This is a genomic window from Sulfurimicrobium lacus (assembly GCF_011764585.1).
Taxonomy (GTDB): domain Bacteria; phylum Pseudomonadota; class Gammaproteobacteria; order Burkholderiales; family Sulfuricellaceae; genus Sulfurimicrobium; species Sulfurimicrobium lacus.
Window position 1 is genome coordinate 127,573 of the sequence record NZ_AP022853.1, and the last position, 15,719, is coordinate 143,291.

At 62.0% G+C, this 15,719-nt stretch carries 17 protein-coding genes and 1 other RNA gene; 4 read left to right on the forward strand and 14 right to left on the reverse strand.

The annotated features are described in order from the left end of the window. Positions 1–281: 281 nt before the first annotated feature. Positions 282–716: a hypothetical protein gene (locus SKTS_RS00630; protein ID WP_173058492.1), complete on the forward strand. Its 435-nt coding sequence runs from the start codon at positions 282–284 to the stop codon at positions 714–716. On the opposite strand, the gene SKTS_RS00635 is transcribed toward SKTS_RS00630, so the two are convergent. Genes SKTS_RS00635 through SKTS_RS18865 form a run of 8 tightly spaced genes read right to left on the reverse strand, consistent with a single transcriptional unit; the run spans position 717 to position 6,938 of the window. Then, positions 717–1,400 carry a DUF4197 domain-containing protein gene (locus tag SKTS_RS00635; RefSeq protein ID WP_173058855.1) on the reverse strand — a complete coding sequence of 228 codons (684 nt, stop codon included), beginning with the start codon at positions 1,398–1,400 and terminating at the stop codon, positions 717–719. 44 nt (positions 1,401–1,444) lie between these two features. Further along, positions 1,445–2,350 carry a D-hexose-6-phosphate mutarotase gene (locus SKTS_RS00640; RefSeq protein ID WP_173058858.1) on the reverse strand — a complete coding sequence of 302 codons (906 nt, stop codon included), beginning with the start codon at positions 2,348–2,350 and terminating at the stop codon, positions 1,445–1,447. Between the two features lie 14 nt (positions 2,351–2,364). After that, the gene (locus SKTS_RS00645; RefSeq protein ID WP_173058861.1) at positions 2,365–3,741 is read right to left on the reverse strand and encodes an FAD-binding oxidoreductase; all 1,377 of its coding nucleotides are present in this window, start codon (positions 3,739–3,741) and stop codon (positions 2,365–2,367) included. A gap of 4 nt (positions 3,742–3,745) precedes the next feature. After that, the gene (gene rfaE2 / locus SKTS_RS00650; RefSeq protein ID WP_173058864.1) at positions 3,746–4,234 is read right to left on the reverse strand and encodes a D-glycero-beta-D-manno-heptose 1-phosphate adenylyltransferase; all 489 of its coding nucleotides are present in this window, start codon (positions 4,232–4,234) and stop codon (positions 3,746–3,748) included. Between the two features lie 7 nt (positions 4,235–4,241). Further along, entirely contained in the window at positions 4,242–4,808 is a 567-nt protein-coding gene (locus SKTS_RS00655) for a BON domain-containing protein (RefSeq protein WP_173058867.1), read from the reverse strand. After that, positions 4,809–5,399, reverse strand: coding sequence for a phosphoheptose isomerase (locus SKTS_RS00660; protein WP_173058870.1), 591 nt, complete (start codon positions 5,397–5,399; stop codon positions 4,809–4,811). A 13-nt stretch (positions 5,400–5,412) separates the two neighbouring features. Further along, complete coding sequence (locus SKTS_RS00665) at positions 5,413–5,748, reverse strand: YraN family protein (protein ID WP_198420406.1); 336 nt, start codon at positions 5,746–5,748, stop codon at positions 5,413–5,415. Continuing rightward, positions 5,745–6,938, reverse strand: coding sequence for a penicillin-binding protein activator (locus SKTS_RS18865; protein ID WP_244617533.1), 1,194 nt, complete (start codon positions 6,936–6,938; stop codon positions 5,745–5,747). Before SKTS_RS18865 ends, SKTS_RS00665 begins: the two co-directional genes overlap by 4 nt. Positions 6,939–6,950: 12 nt before the next feature. Here SKTS_RS18865 and rsmI point away from each other — a divergent pair, with 12 nt between their 5' ends. Continuing rightward, complete coding sequence (rsmI, locus tag SKTS_RS00670) at positions 6,951–7,790, forward strand: 16S rRNA (cytidine(1402)-2'-O)-methyltransferase (protein ID WP_280513692.1); 840 nt, start codon at positions 6,951–6,953, stop codon at positions 7,788–7,790. A 26-nt stretch (positions 7,791–7,816) separates the two neighbouring features. Next, the gene (pyrC, locus tag SKTS_RS00675; RefSeq protein ID WP_173058876.1) at positions 7,817–8,848 is read left to right on the forward strand and encodes a dihydroorotase; all 1,032 of its coding nucleotides are present in this window, start codon (positions 7,817–7,819) and stop codon (positions 8,846–8,848) included. A gap of 1 nt (position 8,849) precedes the next feature. Here pyrC and SKTS_RS00680 read toward each other — a convergent pair whose 3' ends face one another. Further along, positions 8,850–9,878 carry an Sfum_1244 family protein gene (locus SKTS_RS00680; protein WP_173058879.1) on the reverse strand — a complete coding sequence of 343 codons (1,029 nt, stop codon included), beginning with the start codon at positions 9,876–9,878 and terminating at the stop codon, positions 8,850–8,852. Between the two features lie 65 nt (positions 9,879–9,943). Between SKTS_RS00680 and rnpB the strand changes: the two genes are divergently transcribed. Then, positions 9,944–10,294, forward strand: an RNA gene (gene rnpB / locus SKTS_RS00685) — RNase P RNA component class A. 97 nt (positions 10,295–10,391) lie between these two features. Here the strand turns inward: rnpB and SKTS_RS00690 are convergent. The 5 genes from SKTS_RS00690 to SKTS_RS00710 all read right to left on the reverse strand — a co-directional run bounded on the left by SKTS_RS00690 (position 10,392) and on the right by SKTS_RS00710 (position 15,704). Then, entirely contained in the window at positions 10,392–11,618 is a 1,227-nt protein-coding gene (locus SKTS_RS00690; RefSeq protein WP_173058882.1) for an adenylate/guanylate cyclase domain-containing protein, read from the reverse strand. A gap of 122 nt (positions 11,619–11,740) precedes the next feature. Beyond that, complete coding sequence (locus SKTS_RS00695) at positions 11,741–12,400, reverse strand: hypothetical protein (RefSeq protein ID WP_173058885.1); 660 nt, start codon at positions 12,398–12,400, stop codon at positions 11,741–11,743. Between the two features lie 48 nt (positions 12,401–12,448). Then, positions 12,449–12,823, reverse strand: coding sequence for a hypothetical protein (locus tag SKTS_RS00700; RefSeq protein WP_244617404.1), 375 nt, complete (start codon positions 12,821–12,823; stop codon positions 12,449–12,451). Between the two features lie 143 nt (positions 12,824–12,966). Then, entirely contained in the window at positions 12,967–14,376 is a 1,410-nt protein-coding gene (gene glnA, locus SKTS_RS00705; protein ID WP_173058888.1) for a glutamate--ammonia ligase, read from the reverse strand. 161 nt (positions 14,377–14,537) lie between these two features. Then, the gene (locus tag SKTS_RS00710) at positions 14,538–15,704 is read right to left on the reverse strand and encodes a cation diffusion facilitator family transporter (RefSeq protein WP_173058891.1); all 1,167 of its coding nucleotides are present in this window, start codon (positions 15,702–15,704) and stop codon (positions 14,538–14,540) included. Between the last annotated feature and the right edge of the window lie 15 nt (positions 15,705–15,719).

Genomic DNA, 15,719 nt, shown 5'->3' on the forward strand with positions numbered 1-15,719 from the left:
CCCATCCACCGCCCCTCCGGGGTTCCCTGCGCTGCTCGTCAAGCCGGGCGGCTGCGGAACTCGCGCTTTGCGCTCAGACAGTCCTCGCCGACTGCCCCCGGCTCGCCTGTGCTGCTCGGCGGTGGACCGAGGGGAATTCGGCGTAGTTCCACGTTCTTGCTTTGCTTTAGTGAACCTCGGAGCGCCCATTTCTCTTTTTTCGGACCAAGGTTCCCATTCAGCTAGCGTTAAGCTTCCCAAGCCTACAATTTGCCTCACGTTCACACACAAGGAGGCAAATCATGAAAAAGATCAGCTTGATCGTCGTATTGACCGCAGCGCTTACCGGCCAGGCGTATGCCGGGGACTGGAACAGCGATGCTGTAGTGGGTGGCGCGTTCGGCGGCGCTGCCGGTGCGGCCATCGGTTCGGCGCTGGGCGGTCGTGATGCCGCCATTATCGGCGGCTTGCTGGGCGGTGCGACCGGTGTCGCGGTGGCTACGCGCGATAACCAATACCACCGGGTTGAACCCGTCCATTATCGTCCGGAGCCTGTTTATTACCGTCCGGCACCGGTCTACTACCGCCCGGTCCCGGTGCAGCGGGTGTATTACGAGCGTTATGACAACGGGCCGCGCCACGGTCACCGCGATTTTCGCGATCATGAATACGGTCGCGGCTATTACGGCGACCATCGCGGTTACGGCGGCCCGGGCTACGAGCGCCGCGGCTGGTAATCAGGGGGCGACGGCGCCGAAGACCTTTCGGAGCAGGGCGCTGCCCTGCCCCACCGGGTCCTGGCGGATGGCCCGTTCCTGTTCGCCGATCACCAGGAACAGGCCGTCCAGCGTCTTTTTTGTCACGTACTGATCGAGGTCGGCATCGCTCGCGTCCATGAGGCCAAGCTTGGCGGCCTTGCCGGCGTACTGGTTGTATTTTTCGGCCAGCCGGACCCGGGCGGTGGCGTTTTTCACGATGGGGGCGAATTTTGCTGCAAGGTCCTTGTCGGTGGTGCGGCGGAAGTATTGCGTCGCCGCCTCATCCCCTCCGCTCAGGACGTCCTTGGCATCGCTCACGGTCATTTTTTTAACGGCGCCGACCAGGATCGGCCTGGCTTCCTTCACTGCGGATTCGGCGGCCCGGTTCATCGCCACTTTCAGTTCATCCGCCTGCTGGCCCATGCCCATCGTGCGCAGCAGCCCCTCGGCCTTGCGCAGCGAGTCCGGCAGGGGAATCCTGACCTTGTCGTTGCCGAGGAAGCCGTCGGCGGCGCCCAACTGGGAAACCGCCGCCACGGCGCTTTTGGTCAGAGCTTCCTTGAGGCCGGCGGAGGCGTCCCGGTTGCTCAGGTCATCCAGGCCGGCCGCATTGAGCGATGAACTCAACATCAGGCCGGCAAGAACCATCAGCCATTTACTCATGACGTTCTCCTTGTGAAAAACACTTGGCCAACCAGAATACTTCATCAAGCCAAAGATTCAACGCTGTAAATCGCCACCATGCGGTGTTCCTCGCCGGGCTGCACCGTGACCACGTTGTCGACTGCGTTGGCGGTTTCCACGCACACCATGCCACGATGGCCTTCGGGGCCGAAGTCGCCCATCTTGTCGGCCTTCTCGGTCCAGGGGTTCCATACCACGGCTGAGCGGGCGCTCTGGCTGGCAATGCGAATGCGGCGCTTGAGCCCGCTGTCCTCGATCAGCAGGTCGGCGCTGGTGTCGAGGTAGACGCGGTCCACTTCGCTTTCGATCACGATGGCGCCGTGCTGGGTCTTGCGCGTGGTGGGGCCGACCTTGTCCAGGTAGTCGCAGCCGTCGAGGCCGGCGATTTTCATCTTGGCCACGTCGCTGATGTGGAAATAGGTGTGCAGTGCTTCGCCCAGCACGAAAGGCGCATTGCCTTTATTGCGCGTCACCAGCTCGACCCTGAGCGCGGCACCTACGGTGACTTCCAGTTCGGCGCTCGAAGCATGCGGCCATTGCGCGCGTGTGGCGTCGTTTTCCACCAGGCCGAAGCGCAGGAAAGAAGCGCCGTCCGCCAATGCCTTGGTTTCCAGCACCTGCCACATCACCGTGCGGGCAAAACCATGCCCCGGCAGCGCCGCGTCCGTGGCGTGCGGGCCGAACCACGGCCAGCATACCGGCACGCCGCCGCGGATCGACTTGCCGGGCGCGAACTTGGCGAATTTCGACAGCCAGATCACCGGCTCCTGGCCGCGCGGCTGGAATGTCATGACGTGGGCGCCCTGCAGGGCGATGCTTGATTCGGCCAGGGTGTTGGCGACTGAAGCGACTACCAGCCCGCCGGGGCCTTCCTTGAATGCGATGTGGCCGGGAATGGCGAAGCGTTGGTTGAGGTCAGCGATGGTCATGGTGGTCTCCTGATTTATTGTGGGTCGGCGAACATTTTGCCGGGATTGAGGATGTTTTGGGGGTCGAACACCTGCTTGATGTCGCGCATCAGTTGCAGCGTCACAGGGTCGATTTCGCGCGCTACGAAGGCCCGTTTCTCGCGCCCCACGCCGTGTTCGCCCGAGAGGGTGCCGTCGAGGCGCAGCACCAGGGTGAAGATTTCGTCCAGGCAGGCTTCCGCGCGCTGCAGTTCTTCGGCGTCGTCGGGGTTCACCAGCAGATTGACGTGGATGTTGCCGTTGCCGGCGTGGCCGAAGTTGGCATTGGCGACGCGGTATCTGGCGCTCAGCTCGCCCAGTCCCTGCAGCAGTTCGGGCAGGCGCGATACCGGCACCACGATGTCCTCGTTGATTTTCTTCGGCGCGATGTCGCGCAGCAGGGGCGAAAGCGCCTTGCGCGCCGCCCACAAGGCCTTGAGGTCGCTCACGATTTCCGCCCTGATCAGGCCGTCGTTGCTGCACGCGGCGCGGATGGCCTGGGCGCTGGAGGCGATTTCGCCGGGCGCACCGTCCACCTCGATCATCAGCAGTGCGCGTGTTTCCTGTGGCAACAGACCGGGATGGCGGGCGCGAATCAGGTCGAGCGAGGCCTGGTCGAGAAACTCCAGCGCGCTGGGCAGGGCGGGCTGCGCCATGATGGCGGCGATCGCCCGGGCGCAACTGGCGATGTCGCGGTAATGGGCGGTCAGCCCGCCGACTGCAGCGGGCAAGGGCGTAAGTTTGAGCGTGGCTTCTGTGATGATGGCCAGCGTGCCTTCCGAGCCGATCAAGAGACGGGTCAGGTCGTAGCCGACCACGCCTTTGGTGGTGTAGCAGCCGGTCTTGATGATGTCGCCTTTGCCCGTCACCGCTTTCAGGCCCAGCACATGGTCGCGGGTGACGCCGTATTTCACTGCGTGCGGGCCGCCGGCGCAGGTGGCGAGGTTGCCGCCGACGCTGCAATAGGCGGCGCTGGAGGGGTCGGGCGGCCAGAAGAAGCCGTGCGGCCGGGCGGCGTCCTGCACTTCCTGGTTCAGCACGCCGGGCTCGCACACCAGCACGCGGTTGGCCGGGTCGACGGCGAGGATGCGCCGCATGCGTTCGAGGGACAGCGCCACGCCGCCCTGTTCCGGAATGCTGGCGCCGGTGGTGCCGGTGCCGCGGCCGCGCGGCGTGAGGGGGACGGCGAATTCATCACACAGCCGGACGACCTGCTGGACTTCTTCGCTGCTGGTGGCGAATACCACCGCGTCGGGGGGAAAAACCTTGCGGCTGTTGTCGTAGCCGTAGGCGTAGCAACTCGCTTCGTCGGTCAGCAGCTTGCCGTCGCCGACAATGGCGCCGAGGCGGGTGAGGAACGCCGCGGGTAACATGGGTTCAGAGGGCGCGAATCTTGGCGATGGTGGAGGTGGTGGAACGCTCGAACAGGAACGGGATGGAATGGACTTGCCCGCCCCAATCCAGCACTTCGCGCGCGCCGACGATGTTCTCCGCGGCCCAGTCGCCGCCTTTCACCAGGATGTCCGGGCGACAGGCGAGAATCAGCTGGAGCGGTGTGTCTTCGTCGAACCAGGTCACCAGGCTGACGCTTTCGAGCGCCGCCAGCACGGCCATGCGGTCCTGCTGGCTGTTGACCGGGCGGTCGTCGCCTTTGCCCAGGCGTTTGACCGAGGCATCGGTGTTGACCCCCACGACCAGGCTCGCGCCCAATGCCCTGGCCTGCGCCAGGTAGGCGGCATGACCGCGGTGGAGAATGTCGAAGCAGCCGTTGGTGAACACCAGCGGACGCGACAGCGATGCGACCCGTGCCGGGAGATCGGCCGGGTCGCAGATTTTGCTTTCAAAAACGGGGGCGGAATAGGTCAAAGTCTAATCAGTTCTCGTATTCGAATACCTTGACCACCTTCTTGACGTCGCTGGTGGTGCGGGCAATTTCGACTGCTTCATCGGCCACCTGGCGGGTGACGATGCCGAGCAGATAAACCACGCCATTCTCGGTGACGACCTTGACCTGATTGACCGGGAACTTGTTGGCTTCGATCATGCGGCCCTTGACCTTGGAAGTGATGTAGGTGTCGTTGCTGTGCGAGGCGAAAGACGTCAAAGGCCCGATCGCCATTTCGTTGAGGACCGAAGCCACGTTGGGCACGGTGCGGACCTCCTGCTCGACATCGGCTTTCAACACTTCGGTGGGCGCCTGGCCGGTGAGCAGGACGTTGCGGTTGTAGCTGGTCACGGTGACATGCACGCTGTCGTTGAACTTGTCGTTGAGTCGGGTCATGGCCTTGAGTTCGATGCCCTGGTCTTCGATATAGGTGCCGGAGGTACGGCGGTCGGTGACCATCAGCGCGCCTGCGCCAACGCCGGTGGCGACGACCGGGAAACAGCCCTGCAGCGCCGGGATGACAGCCAACAGCAGTAACGGAAGAAATTTACGCATTTATTCAACTCCTAAAAGCAAACAGTCGATGGCATCGCACAGGCAGTGGATGATGAGCAGGTGCACTTCCTGGATACGCGCGGTACTGTCGGAAGGCACACACAAGTGGATATCGCCGGGGCGCAAAAGTTCACCCATAGGTCCGCCGCCCTTGCCGGTGAGGGCGATGACACCCATTTCGCGTTCGTGGGCGGCTTCGATCGCCTGGATCACGTTGCGCGAGTTGCCGCTGGTGGAGATCGCCAGCAGCAGGTCCTGGGGTTGGCCCAGGGCGCGCACCTGCTTGGAGAAAATCAGCTCGAAAGAATAGTCGTTGGCGATCGAGGTGATGGTCGAGCTGTCGGTGGTGAGCGCCATGGCGGCCAGGCCGGGGCGTTCCATCTCGAAGCGGTTGAGCATTTCCGAAGCGAAGTGCTGGGCGTCGCCGGCAGAGCCGCCGTTGCCGCAGCTTAGCACCTTGCCGTCGGACAGCAGGCATTGCACGACCTGCTCGGCAGCGAGCGCGATGGGCTCGGCGAGCAGATCCAGCGCCTGCAGCTTGACGTGGGCACTGTCGGTAAAGTGATGGCCGATACGGGAAACCAGATCCATAAATTCAAATTCCTTAGGCGCTAAATGCATCCTTGATCCACTCCAGCCTGCCGCCGTCCAGCAGCACGGCGTCGAAGCGGCAAGGCGGCTGGACCGCTTGTTGCTGTAAATAATGCTGCGCGGCGCGAATCAGCTTGCCCTGCTTGTGGGCGGTGATGCTGGCGCCCGCGCCGCCGAAATGATTGTTGTTGCGCAGCCGCACCTCGACGAAGACCAGCGTGCCGCGATCGTCCATGACCAGGTCGATTTCGCCCATGCGGCAACGGTAATTTCGCGTCACCAGCCGGAGCCCTTGCCGTTGCAGGAATTCGGCGGAAAGGTTTTCCGCGTCCTGGCCGAGCTGGATCACGGTGTCAATGGTGCGGCGTCTCCATCGCGAAACACCGCCAGCACCCCAGCGCGTTCGATCTGATGCCCCTTGTCCAGGCTCAGTCGGCCGGTTACCCCGTCGAGAGTGAGGGGCGTGCTGGTTGGTGCGGCTTGCAACAGCAATGCCAGGCGCCAGGCGTCGATGCCCAAGGCGTAAAGGCGTTCAAGATCGGCGCTGAACTGTGCCTGGGGGCGCGGGTAGACCATCACGGCCAGATGGTCCGGCTGTAGCAACCATGGCATGTCGATGAAATGGATGCCGTTCAGGTCGTAGTATTTTTCCGGGTTATTTTTTCCCGCGTAAATTTGCGAAGTCGCATAGATGGGCTGGTCGGAGCTGAGATAAGGCCGCAGCTGGCGGGCTTCTCCGCCGTCCATGGCGAGAAACAGCATGTCCGCCGGGTGTCGTTGCAATGCGTCGCGTACGGCATCGGGGTTGGAACCACTGAAGTTGAGCTGGCTGACCAGTTCGCCGCCGAGCTGCGTCCATTCGTCGGCAAAGGCGAGCTGCATGCGCTTCGCCAGGCTGTTGCCGGAGGCGACGATGACGGCTGTTTTGCGGCCTTCGCCAAAGGCGGCTTGGGCGATCTGCCGGGCTTCGATGTCTGCCGCCAGTGCCAGCACATAGAGCTGCGGCGGGATATCGCTGAGCGATTCCGGCTGGTTCAGCGCCAGCGTCGGGACGCTGACCTGATTGCTGGCGGCAAGAGCGCTTACGCCGTTCTTGGTCAGCGGGCCAACGACAATTCGGGCGCCGGCTTGCGTTGCCCGACTGTATGCGGCCACAATGTCGTCAGGCTGGTCGCCGCTGGGGTAGACCCTGATCGGAAGATCGCCGGCCTGGACTGAGGTGGCGGCCATGAAACCTTGTTTTACCGCTTCGGCGGCGCGGCCAAAAGCGGGCGAGTTGAGCGGCAGCAATAGCGCGATATGCGCATTTTTGGCGGTGGCCGGTGCAGCGGCACCCAGCGGCTGGAGCGGCGTATCCACGGCCGTGGCTGCGGGGGGGGCAACTCTGGCCAGCGGGGAGAGCGTGACCTCGGCTTGAGGAATGGGTCTGGCATTGGCCAGCGGCCGCGATTCGACACTAACCGGCCGTTCCGGGGCGCTCGCACAGGCCGCCAGCGTTACGGCAAAAAACATCAGCAAAAAAGTGAGGAAACGTTGCATCAGGGCCAAGGAATAAGTGGTGTCGGAACATTATATGTGGTTGCCACGCCGATTGGAAATTTGCGGGACATCACGCTGCGCGCGCTGGAGATATTGAAGTCGGCGCATATCATCGCCGCCGAGGATACCCGCAATACATCCCACTTGCTGGGGCATTTCGGCATTTCCGCCAAGCTGGTGGCATTGCATGAGCATAACGAGCTGGTCGCCGCGCCCAGGATCATCGAGGCGCTGCAGTCGGGCAAAACCGTGGCGCTGGTGTCCGACGCCGGCACGCCAGCAGTAAGCGACCCGGGCACGATCCTGGTGCACGCGGTGCGCGCGGCGGGTCTGCCCGTGGTGCCGCTGCCCGGACCCAGCGCCGTCATCTGCGCGCTTTCGGCCGCGGGTCTGGAAGCGCCGCATTTTCTCTTCTACGGCTTCCTGCCTTCCAAGCCCGCCAACCGGCGCAAGGCGCTGGCGCCGCTGCTACCCTTGCCCTACACCCTGGCGTTTTACGAGGCGCCGCACCGCATCGTGGAAACGGTGGACGACCTGCTGGCGGTGCTGGGCGGCGAGCGGGAAATCGTCTTCGCGCGTGAGCTGACCAAAGTGTTCGAGAGCATTCACGGCTGCAAGCTGGCCGACGCGCCGGCCTGGCTGGCGGGCGACCCCAACCGCCAGCGCGGCGAATTCGTGTTGCTGGTGTCGGGCGCGCCGCCGGTCGAGGAACAAGGCGTGAGCGCAGAGGCGCAGCGCATCCTGGCGCTGTTGCTGGCCGAGCTGCCTCTCAAGCAGGCCGTCAAGCTGGCGGCCGAGATCAGCGGCGAGAAGAAAAATGCCCTCTACGACCTGGCCTTGCAGTTAAAATAAACACAGCCTTTTTGACGGATCACACCATGGACACGCTGACCCTCACCCGCCCTGACGACTGGCATCTGCACCTGCGCGACGGCGCCGACATGCAGGCCGTGCTGCCCGATACCGCACGCCGCTTCGGGCGCGCCATCGTGATGCCCAACCTGCGTCCGCCGGTAACGACGACCGAACTGGCGTTGGCCTACCGTCAGCGCATTCTGGACGCCCTGCCTGCCGGTTCCGATTTTGAGCCGCTGATGACGCTGTACCTCACCGACAACACCGCGCCCGCGGAAATCGCGCGCGCCAAGGCCAGCGGCGTGGTGCACGGCGTCAAGCTCTACCCGGCAGGCGCTACCACCAATTCCGATTCCGGCGTCACCGACATCCTCAAGTGCCACGCCGCGCTGGAAGCGATGCAGGAACACGACCTGCCGCTCCTGGTCCACGGCGAGGAGACCCACCCCCTGGTCGACGTGTTCGACCGCGAGCAGGTGTTCATCGGCAAGGTGCTGGTGCCGCTGCTGGACCGCTACCCTCGCCTGCGGGTGGTGTTCGAACACATCACCACCCGTCAGGCGGTGGAATTCGTCAAGGCTGCGCCAGCCACTGTCGCCGCCACCATCACCGCTCATCACCTGCTGTACAGCCGCAACGCCATGTTCGCCGGCGGCATGCGCCCGCACATGTTCTGCCTGCCGGTGCTGAAGCGGGAAGAGCACCGCTGGGCGCTGATCGGCGCCGCCACCAGCGGCAACCCCAAGTTCTTCCTCGGCACCGACAGCGCACCGCACGCCAGACATGCCAAGGAATCGGCCTGCGGCTGCGCCGGTATCTACAGCGCCCACGCTGCGCTGGAACTCTATGCCGAAGCTTTCGAAGCGGCCAAGGCGCTGGACAAGCTCGAGGCCTTTGCCAGTTTTTACGGCGCGGATTTTTACCGCCTGCCGCGCAACCGGGACAAAGTCACGCTGCGCAAGCAAAGCTGGGAAGTGCCTGCCGAACTGCCGTTCGGCGACGGCAAGCTGGTGCCGCTACGGGCGGGAGAGTCGTTAAGCTGGACGCTCGACTAGCTTATTTCGCATACAGGCGCCCGATTTCGACGGCGCAGGATCCCGGGTTCTCGCGATGCAGTTGCAGCAGGTGCATCGCCGTTTCCGACCAGCGCGGCGCACCTTGCTGCACCATGGCGCGCAGGGCCTGCAATCGGCCTCCCTCGACCCAGCTCTGGTAGGCCTCGCTCAGCTCGGGGAACAGCTCGCGCCGCATGCCCTTGAGGTTGGCAAAATAGAAATGCAGCCCGGCTGCGTTTTCCTGGTCCAGCAGTGTCGGCAGGGTGGAGGTGCAGTCGGCCAGGTGGTCGCGCACCGCCCGCGCCACGATTTCGCCGCGCGAGCCGGAGACGGCCAGCAGCAGCGCCGGCCAGTCTTCGCCCAGTAGCGCCTCCGCGCGCCATTCCCCGATTTCATGCAGCAGTGCGGACTCCACTTCGTTGTCGGTCATCTGTTCCAGAGCCTGCGTAAAGTCGGCGTCGAAGTCGTACTGCGCCATGGCGCGCGCCATGGCGTCCTGATGCTGTTTCCAGCGCCACTCCTCGATTTTTTCCCACAGCATGCGGCGCATCGATTCGCGCCGGATGAACAGGGTGCCGTCGAGCAGCATGGCCGGCGGCGCGGCCATATCGCGCGCATGCTCGCGTCCGGCGATGAGCACTGGCAGTCCCTCGCGCCGCTCGGTGCGCAACAGCTCGGCGAGGAAAAAGTGAGGCGCCGCGTAGCCGCCATAGCCTCCGCTGTAAACCAGCCCCTGCGCGGTGAGTTCCTGGTTGATGACGGAAGTTTCGAACGGGTCGATTTGGCTTTGTCCCAAACGCAGCGGCTCGAAGCGGTCGATCTCCAGCTGCTCCCATAAGGCTTCTCGTTCGGTGATCCAGTCCCCCAAGTCGTCTTTCGGCAGCGAAACATCGAACGGGAAGCCTTTCTCCCAGCGGTAGAACTCGCGCATCTTGAGCAAGTAGGTGCACAGGGTGTAATTGCGCGCATGCAGGGCGTCGCTGATGTGGCAGTTGCGCTGGACGGTGTCGCGCAGGCTGGATAGATCCATGGGGCGATCCAAAGTTGACTGTATTAGTCGGGATTTATATCACGAATCATGCTAAAATCCAACCCGAAGCTGGCTAGGCAGTCGCTGTATGGTTTTCCATGCAGAGGAAAGTCCGGGCTCCACAGAGCAGGATGCCGGCTAACGGCCGGACGCCGCGAGGCGATGGAAAGTGGCACAGAAAACATACCGCCGATGGCCCGCAAGGGATCAGGTAAGGTTGAAATGGCGAGGTAAGAGCTCACCGCATTGCTGGCAACAGCAATGGCAGGTTAAACCCCATCCGGAGCAAGACCAAATAGGGGGGCATTGGCGCGGCTCGCGTTGCCCCCGGGTAGGTTGCACGAGCGCTGGAGCAATTCAGCGCCTAGAGGAATGACTGTCCACGACAGAACCCGGCTTATCGGCCAGCTTCACCTTATTCCTGGCGTTACCATGTTCCGTTCGCTTTTGCCAAAGCGGCAAGGTCGAGAACAGTTGGTCGAACTCCAAATAGCCTGAAAAATCAGAGCGTGCTCATTTGGTTTCCAGTAGCCAAACGCCGTCCCAGCCACCGTTGATCTGGGCTTTGCTGCAGGTTTCGGCATGCAGGCGGCACAAGGTGTCGTCAGGCATGGCGCTGAATCGCATTTCGGCTTCCGCCCAGCGTCCAGCCTGGCAAAGAGCTTGTGCTTCATTGTAAGCAGCCATGTCATAGCGCGTTGCCGCGCCGGCTAGGCCTGCCAGTTCGAATACTCGTACTGGCGCAGTGCGCCCGGTCACCTTAACTACGCCTATTTCGCGACCAACAAATTCTGCACCGATTTCGTTCCAGGTGGCTTCCGACACCATGATGTGGGTACCGAAAGCCTTGTTTGCGCTTTCCAGTCGCGATGCCAAATTGGCGGCATCCCCTATCATCGAATAATCGAAACGCGTTCTGCTCCCCATGTTGCCGACGATTACTTCACCCGTATGTAACCCGATACGCGCTTTTAAGGTAGAACCGGTTCTGGATCGGTAATCATCCGCTCTTTCTTCCAGGCGCTGCTGGCAACGCAATGCCGCGCGGCAGGCTCGGCTGGCATGATCCGGCTGGTCCAGCGGCGCATTCCAGAAGGCGACAATGGCATCGCCCAGATATTTATCAACTGTGCCCCCTTCGTCCAGAATGATGTCTGTCATGTCGCTCAAATAGTCATTGAGGAGCGTGGTGAGCAGTTCTGGTTCCAGGCGCTCGGCCAGGAGAGAAAAGCTTTCCAGGTCGGAAAACAGCATCGTCAGCGTCTTGCGCTCGCCGCCCAGCTGCAGGCGTGAAGGATCGGCCATGATCTGTTCGACCACCTTGGCGCTTACATAACAACCCAGAGCGGAGGTGACAAGTTGCTTCTGCCGCTCCATGTCCAGGCTTTCCAGCGCGCGCACCACGGTGAGGCGCAGCATCTCGGGCTCCCAGGGTTTGGGCAGATATTTATATATCTGCGCATCGTTGATGCAGCGCACCAGGGCTTCCATGTCGGCGTAACCGGTAAGCAGAATACGGATGGCTTTGGGCTGATGCTCCAAGGCATATTTCAGGACTTGGTCCCCGGTGATGCCGGGCATGCGCTGGTCGCAAATGATAAGGTCCAGCGTTTCACTGCCGATAATTTCGATAGCCTCAGCCCCGGTTGTTGCCCTGAGCGTGCGGTAACCCTTACGAAATGTTCGTTCAAGGGTGTCCACGATGTCGGGCTCGTCGTCGACGAAGAGAAGGGTGTGCATGGCTTTCGGGAGGTGAAGTCAGGAGGCAGCATGATACATAGACCCATTGCCGGCAGCCATATTTATCCGCGGCGAAAACAGATATGACTACTCAGTTCAGCGGAGGTTATGAGGCGTGCGTATCAGCTTGTCGCGGCGTAATCGGTTTCATCGTAAATCTGCGTGAGTTCCACCCCGGCCTCTCTGATGGTCTGCAATTTGTATGTCAGGGCGCTTCGTACGGATTCGTGATGTGATGGCGGAGGGGGGCATCCCAGCCATCCTTCTTCAGCATGTACGTCGAGGCTGTAATAGGCATATGGGGCGACCTTGTCGCCGATGTCGTCGGTGACGATAGTCAGCCGATACCCGCTGGAGGCAGACCCTTCCGCGCTCGCATGACGGACGGTGCGTTCTTCGAAGTCGATGAACTGTCCGTCGGCTTCCTGAAGATAGCCCGGCAGCGACACAAGCAGACTGACGATTTGCGGGTGCGTCAGTTTGGCCGACTCCCCGCTGATCGCCGCAAGGTAATCGTCCTGATTCATCACCCAGTTCGCGACGTGGAGCTGGCGCTCGTTTTCGACGGTGCCGGAAAACAGGCCGCGAACGTTCACCATGTCCGAAATATTCACGCAGAACATTTCCGGGGTCAGGCCTTTCAGGTCGAAACGGGATAGTTCGGTGCACGGCAGGACGGCAATGTAGCTAGCCCAGCCCGAGCCGTTGCGCACCAGCGCCGGCTGTACCTGGTATTGAAGAATGAGAGTCTTGCCCTGGATCGAGATGAATATTTTTTTCAAAACGGTGGAATTTCCTGCCGAAAATGTCCGCTGCGGACGAACCTGAATTCAGGTTCGCTCGTTGTCCGGGGTTGTTTCGTCGGCGCCGCGTTTCAGCCTGCGCCGGTCCAGCCACCAGGCCATGAGCGGCAGAACCAGCAATCCGCCGGGGAGCAGCAGTGCAACGGCGTAGGGGCTGAGCCGGGCCAGGCTGCGCATCTGCTTCATGATCAGCCGGCGGTCCTTGTGCGTCCAGTGAATGCCGTTACGCTGTTTCATGAGCAGCGGCATGAATCCGCGTATTTCGGTAATTTCCTCCAGCAGTTCGGCGCGTTGCCGGTTCTGGAGCGAGACGAGCTTGGTATACCCCTGCTGCAGAGGGTGAGCGATTGCGGCCGGCACCGACCCGAGCTGGCGGATCAGTTTTGTGGTTTCGAAGGGCACGATAGCTGCGCTGTGAAAATTATGATTGGAGAATACTGCCTGCACGGGCCTTCACGCAAGGGAGTTGTCTGCAAACCCCGGGATTGGCGGCAATAAAAAAGGGCGGGTTGCCCCGCCCTTCTCATGCCGCTATACGCTGCGTATTACAGGCTGTAATACATGGCGAATTCGACCGGGTGAGTGGTCATGCGGAAGCGGGTGACTTCTTCCATTTTCAGTTCGATGTAGGCATCGATCCAGTCATTGGAGAACACGCCGCCACGGGTCAGGAACTCGCGGTCCTTGTCCAGGTAGTCCAGCGCCTGGTCGAGCGAGGAGCACACGGTCGGGATCAGCTTTTCTTCTTCCGGCGGCAGGTCGTACAGGTTCTTGTCCATTGCATCGCCAGGATGAATCTTGTTCTGGATACCGTCGAGGCCGGCCATCAGCAGTGCGGAGAAGCACAGGTACGGGTTGGCGGACGGGTCCGGGAAACGGGTCTCGATGCGGCGGCCCTTGTCGCTGGCAACGTGCGGAATGCGGATCGAAGCGGAGCGGTTCTTGGCGGAGTAGGCCAGCATCACGGGAGCTTCGAAGCCGGGCACCAGGCGCTTGTAGGAGTTGGTGCCGGGGTTGGTGATCGCGTTCAGTGCACGGGCGTGCTTGATGATGCCGCCGATGTAGTACAGCGCAGTCTCGGACAGGCCGCCGTAGCCGTTACCGGCGAACAGGTTCTTGCCGTCTTTCCAGATGGACTGGTGCACGTGCATGCCGGAACCGTTGTCGCCAACGATGGGCTTCGGCATGAAGGTCGCGGTCTTGCCGTAGGCGTGAGCCACGTTGAACACCACGTATTTCAGGATCTGGGTCCAGTCAGCGCGCTTCACCAGGGTGCTGAATTTGGTGCCGATTTCGCACTGGCCGGCGGTTGCCACTTCGTGGTGGTGCACTTCGACCGGCACGCCCATTTCTTCCAGTGCCAGGCACATGGCGGAACGGATGTCCTGGAACGAATCGACCGGGGGAACGGGGAAGTAGCCGCCCTTGATGCCGGGACGGTGACCGACGTTGCCGCCTTCGAATTTTTCGCTGGAGGACCAGGCTGCTTCTTCGGATTCGATTTTCACCGAAGCGCCGGACATGTCGGCGTGCCAGGTGACGGAGTCGAAAATGAAGAATTCGGGTTCCGGACCGAAGTAGGCGGTGTCGCCGACGCCGGAAGACTTGAGGTAGGCTTCAACGCGCTTGGCGATGGAGCGTGGGCAGCGGTCGTAGCCTTTGCCGTCGGCGGGCTCAACCACGTCGCAGGAGATGATCAGGGTGGATTCGTCGAAGAACGGGTCCATGTTGGCGGTCTCGGGATCCGGCATCAACAGCATGTCGGAGGCCTGAATGCCTTTCCAGCCGGCGATGGAGGAACCGTCGAAAGCGTGGCCGGTTTCGAACCAGTCGGCATCCACTACGTGGGCGGGAATGGAAACGTGTTGTTCCTTGCCGCGAGTGTCGGTAAAACGCAGATCAACGAATTTGACTTCGTTGTCCTTGATCATTTTTAAAACGTCGGCAACCGCCATATTTCTCTCCTACGAACGAAAGGTAAAAAATTCTGAGCACGCTTCAAAGCACGAAGCATGCCACTAAATAAACAATAAAAAACTATTGTGCCATAAGCAGTTAAAATCGGGGCAAAAAAATGCTTGCCCCGCGGCTGTGCGCGGCTCTGCTTTCTGCACCATTACGGTGCGATTTTTCGCAATTCGATGGCGCGGAAGATGCCGTCTTCCGCTACGATTTTTGCAATTTCCGCGTTCAATGCCGCAGCTGTTTCCGCTTGCTGGACGGGCGATTCGGGCAGCAGGATCTCGGCGTCCACCTTGCCGCCGAGGTAGTGCAGCACCACCTGTTTCGCCGGCGGCATCCGGTCGCCCAGCCGCTGGCTGAGCTGGCGCAGCAGTTCTTCGCGCGGCGGCAGGTGGACGCTGCGTTTGACTGCCGAATCGTCTTCCGGGTCGATGTGCACCATCACGTCGAGGGCGGCATGTGCTTTGAGCACGCGCGCGCGCGCCGTCTCTGCCACGTAATGTCCTTCTGATACGCTGATTCTCGGGTCGACCAGCACGTGCGCGTCGACCAGGGCGCGGTCGCCCATGCGGCGGGTGCGCAGTTCGTGCAGGCCCTGCACCCCCGGCGTCGCCAGCAGGGTGCTGCGGATGGCGGCGACTTCCTGTTCGTCCAGGCTGGTGTCGATCAGTTCCATAAGCGCCTGATAGGCTTGCTTCCAGCCCATGCGGAAGATCATCGCCGCCACCAGGGCGGCGGCCAGCAGGTCCAGGGAGGTCACGCCGTAAAGGTTGCCGGCGATACCCGCCACCACGATCAGCGAAGAGGCCGCATCGGAGCGCGCGTGCCAGGCGTTGGCTTCAAGCATGCGCGAACGGAGCTTGCGCGCCACGTGGAGCATGTAGCGGAACAGCCCTTCCTTGCCGGCCAGCGTGAGGACGGCAATCCACAAGGTCATGACATGCACCTTCTGAATCGCCGATGGGTCCTGTAAACGCTGTGCCGCGCCCCACAGCAGGGCAGCGCCCGTCCCCATCAGGATGACGCCCAGCACCAGGGTGGTCGCGGTTTCGATGCGCGCATGACCGTAGGGATGCTCCTCGTCCGCATCCTTCGAGCCGTGGCGATTGGCGAACAGTACCAGGAAATCGCACAGCAGGTCGGACAGGGAATGCATGCCGTCGGCCACCAGCGCGGAGGATTTGCCGATGATCCCGATCACGATCTGCAACAGGGTCAGCGCGATATTCACGGCGACGCTGACCAGCGTGACCTTCTTCGCTTCATGGTAGTGCCGCCCCGCCCCTTCGGGGGCACCCGCTTTTACGCTATGTCTTTCCACAACGACTCCGTCGGA

Bases quoted from the DNA above. Each gene is read 5' to 3' on its own strand.
- SKTS_RS00630 (WP_173058492.1), top strand. From the start codon at position 282: ATGAAAAAGATCAGCTTGATCGTCGTATTGACCGCAGCGCTTACCGGC.
- SKTS_RS00635 (WP_173058855.1), bottom strand. From the start codon at position 1,400: ATGAGTAAATGGCTGATGGTTCTTGCCGGCCTGATGTTGAGTTCATCG.
- SKTS_RS00640 (WP_173058858.1), bottom strand. From the start codon at position 2,350: ATGACCATCGCTGACCTCAACCAACGCTTCGCCATTCCCGGCCACATC.
- SKTS_RS00645 (WP_173058861.1), bottom strand. From the start codon at position 3,741: ATGTTACCCGCGGCGTTCCTCACCCGCCTCGGCGCCATTGTCGGCGAC.
- SKTS_RS00655 (WP_173058867.1), bottom strand. From the start codon at position 4,808: ATGCGTAAATTTCTTCCGTTACTGCTGTTGGCTGTCATCCCGGCGCTG.
- SKTS_RS00660 (WP_173058870.1), bottom strand. From the start codon at position 5,399: ATGGATCTGGTTTCCCGTATCGGCCATCACTTTACCGACAGTGCCCAC.
- SKTS_RS18865 (WP_244617533.1), bottom strand. From the start codon at position 6,938: ATGCAACGTTTCCTCACTTTTTTGCTGATGTTTTTTGCCGTAACGCTG.
- pyrC (WP_173058876.1), top strand. From the start codon at position 7,817: ATGGACACGCTGACCCTCACCCGCCCTGACGACTGGCATCTGCACCTG.
- SKTS_RS00680 (WP_173058879.1), bottom strand. From the start codon at position 9,878: ATGGATCTATCCAGCCTGCGCGACACCGTCCAGCGCAACTGCCACATC.
- SKTS_RS00690 (WP_173058882.1), bottom strand. From the start codon at position 11,618: ATGCACACCCTTCTCTTCGTCGACGACGAGCCCGACATCGTGGACACC.
- glnA (WP_173058888.1), bottom strand. From the start codon at position 14,376: ATGGCGGTTGCCGACGTTTTAAAAATGATCAAGGACAACGAAGTCAAA.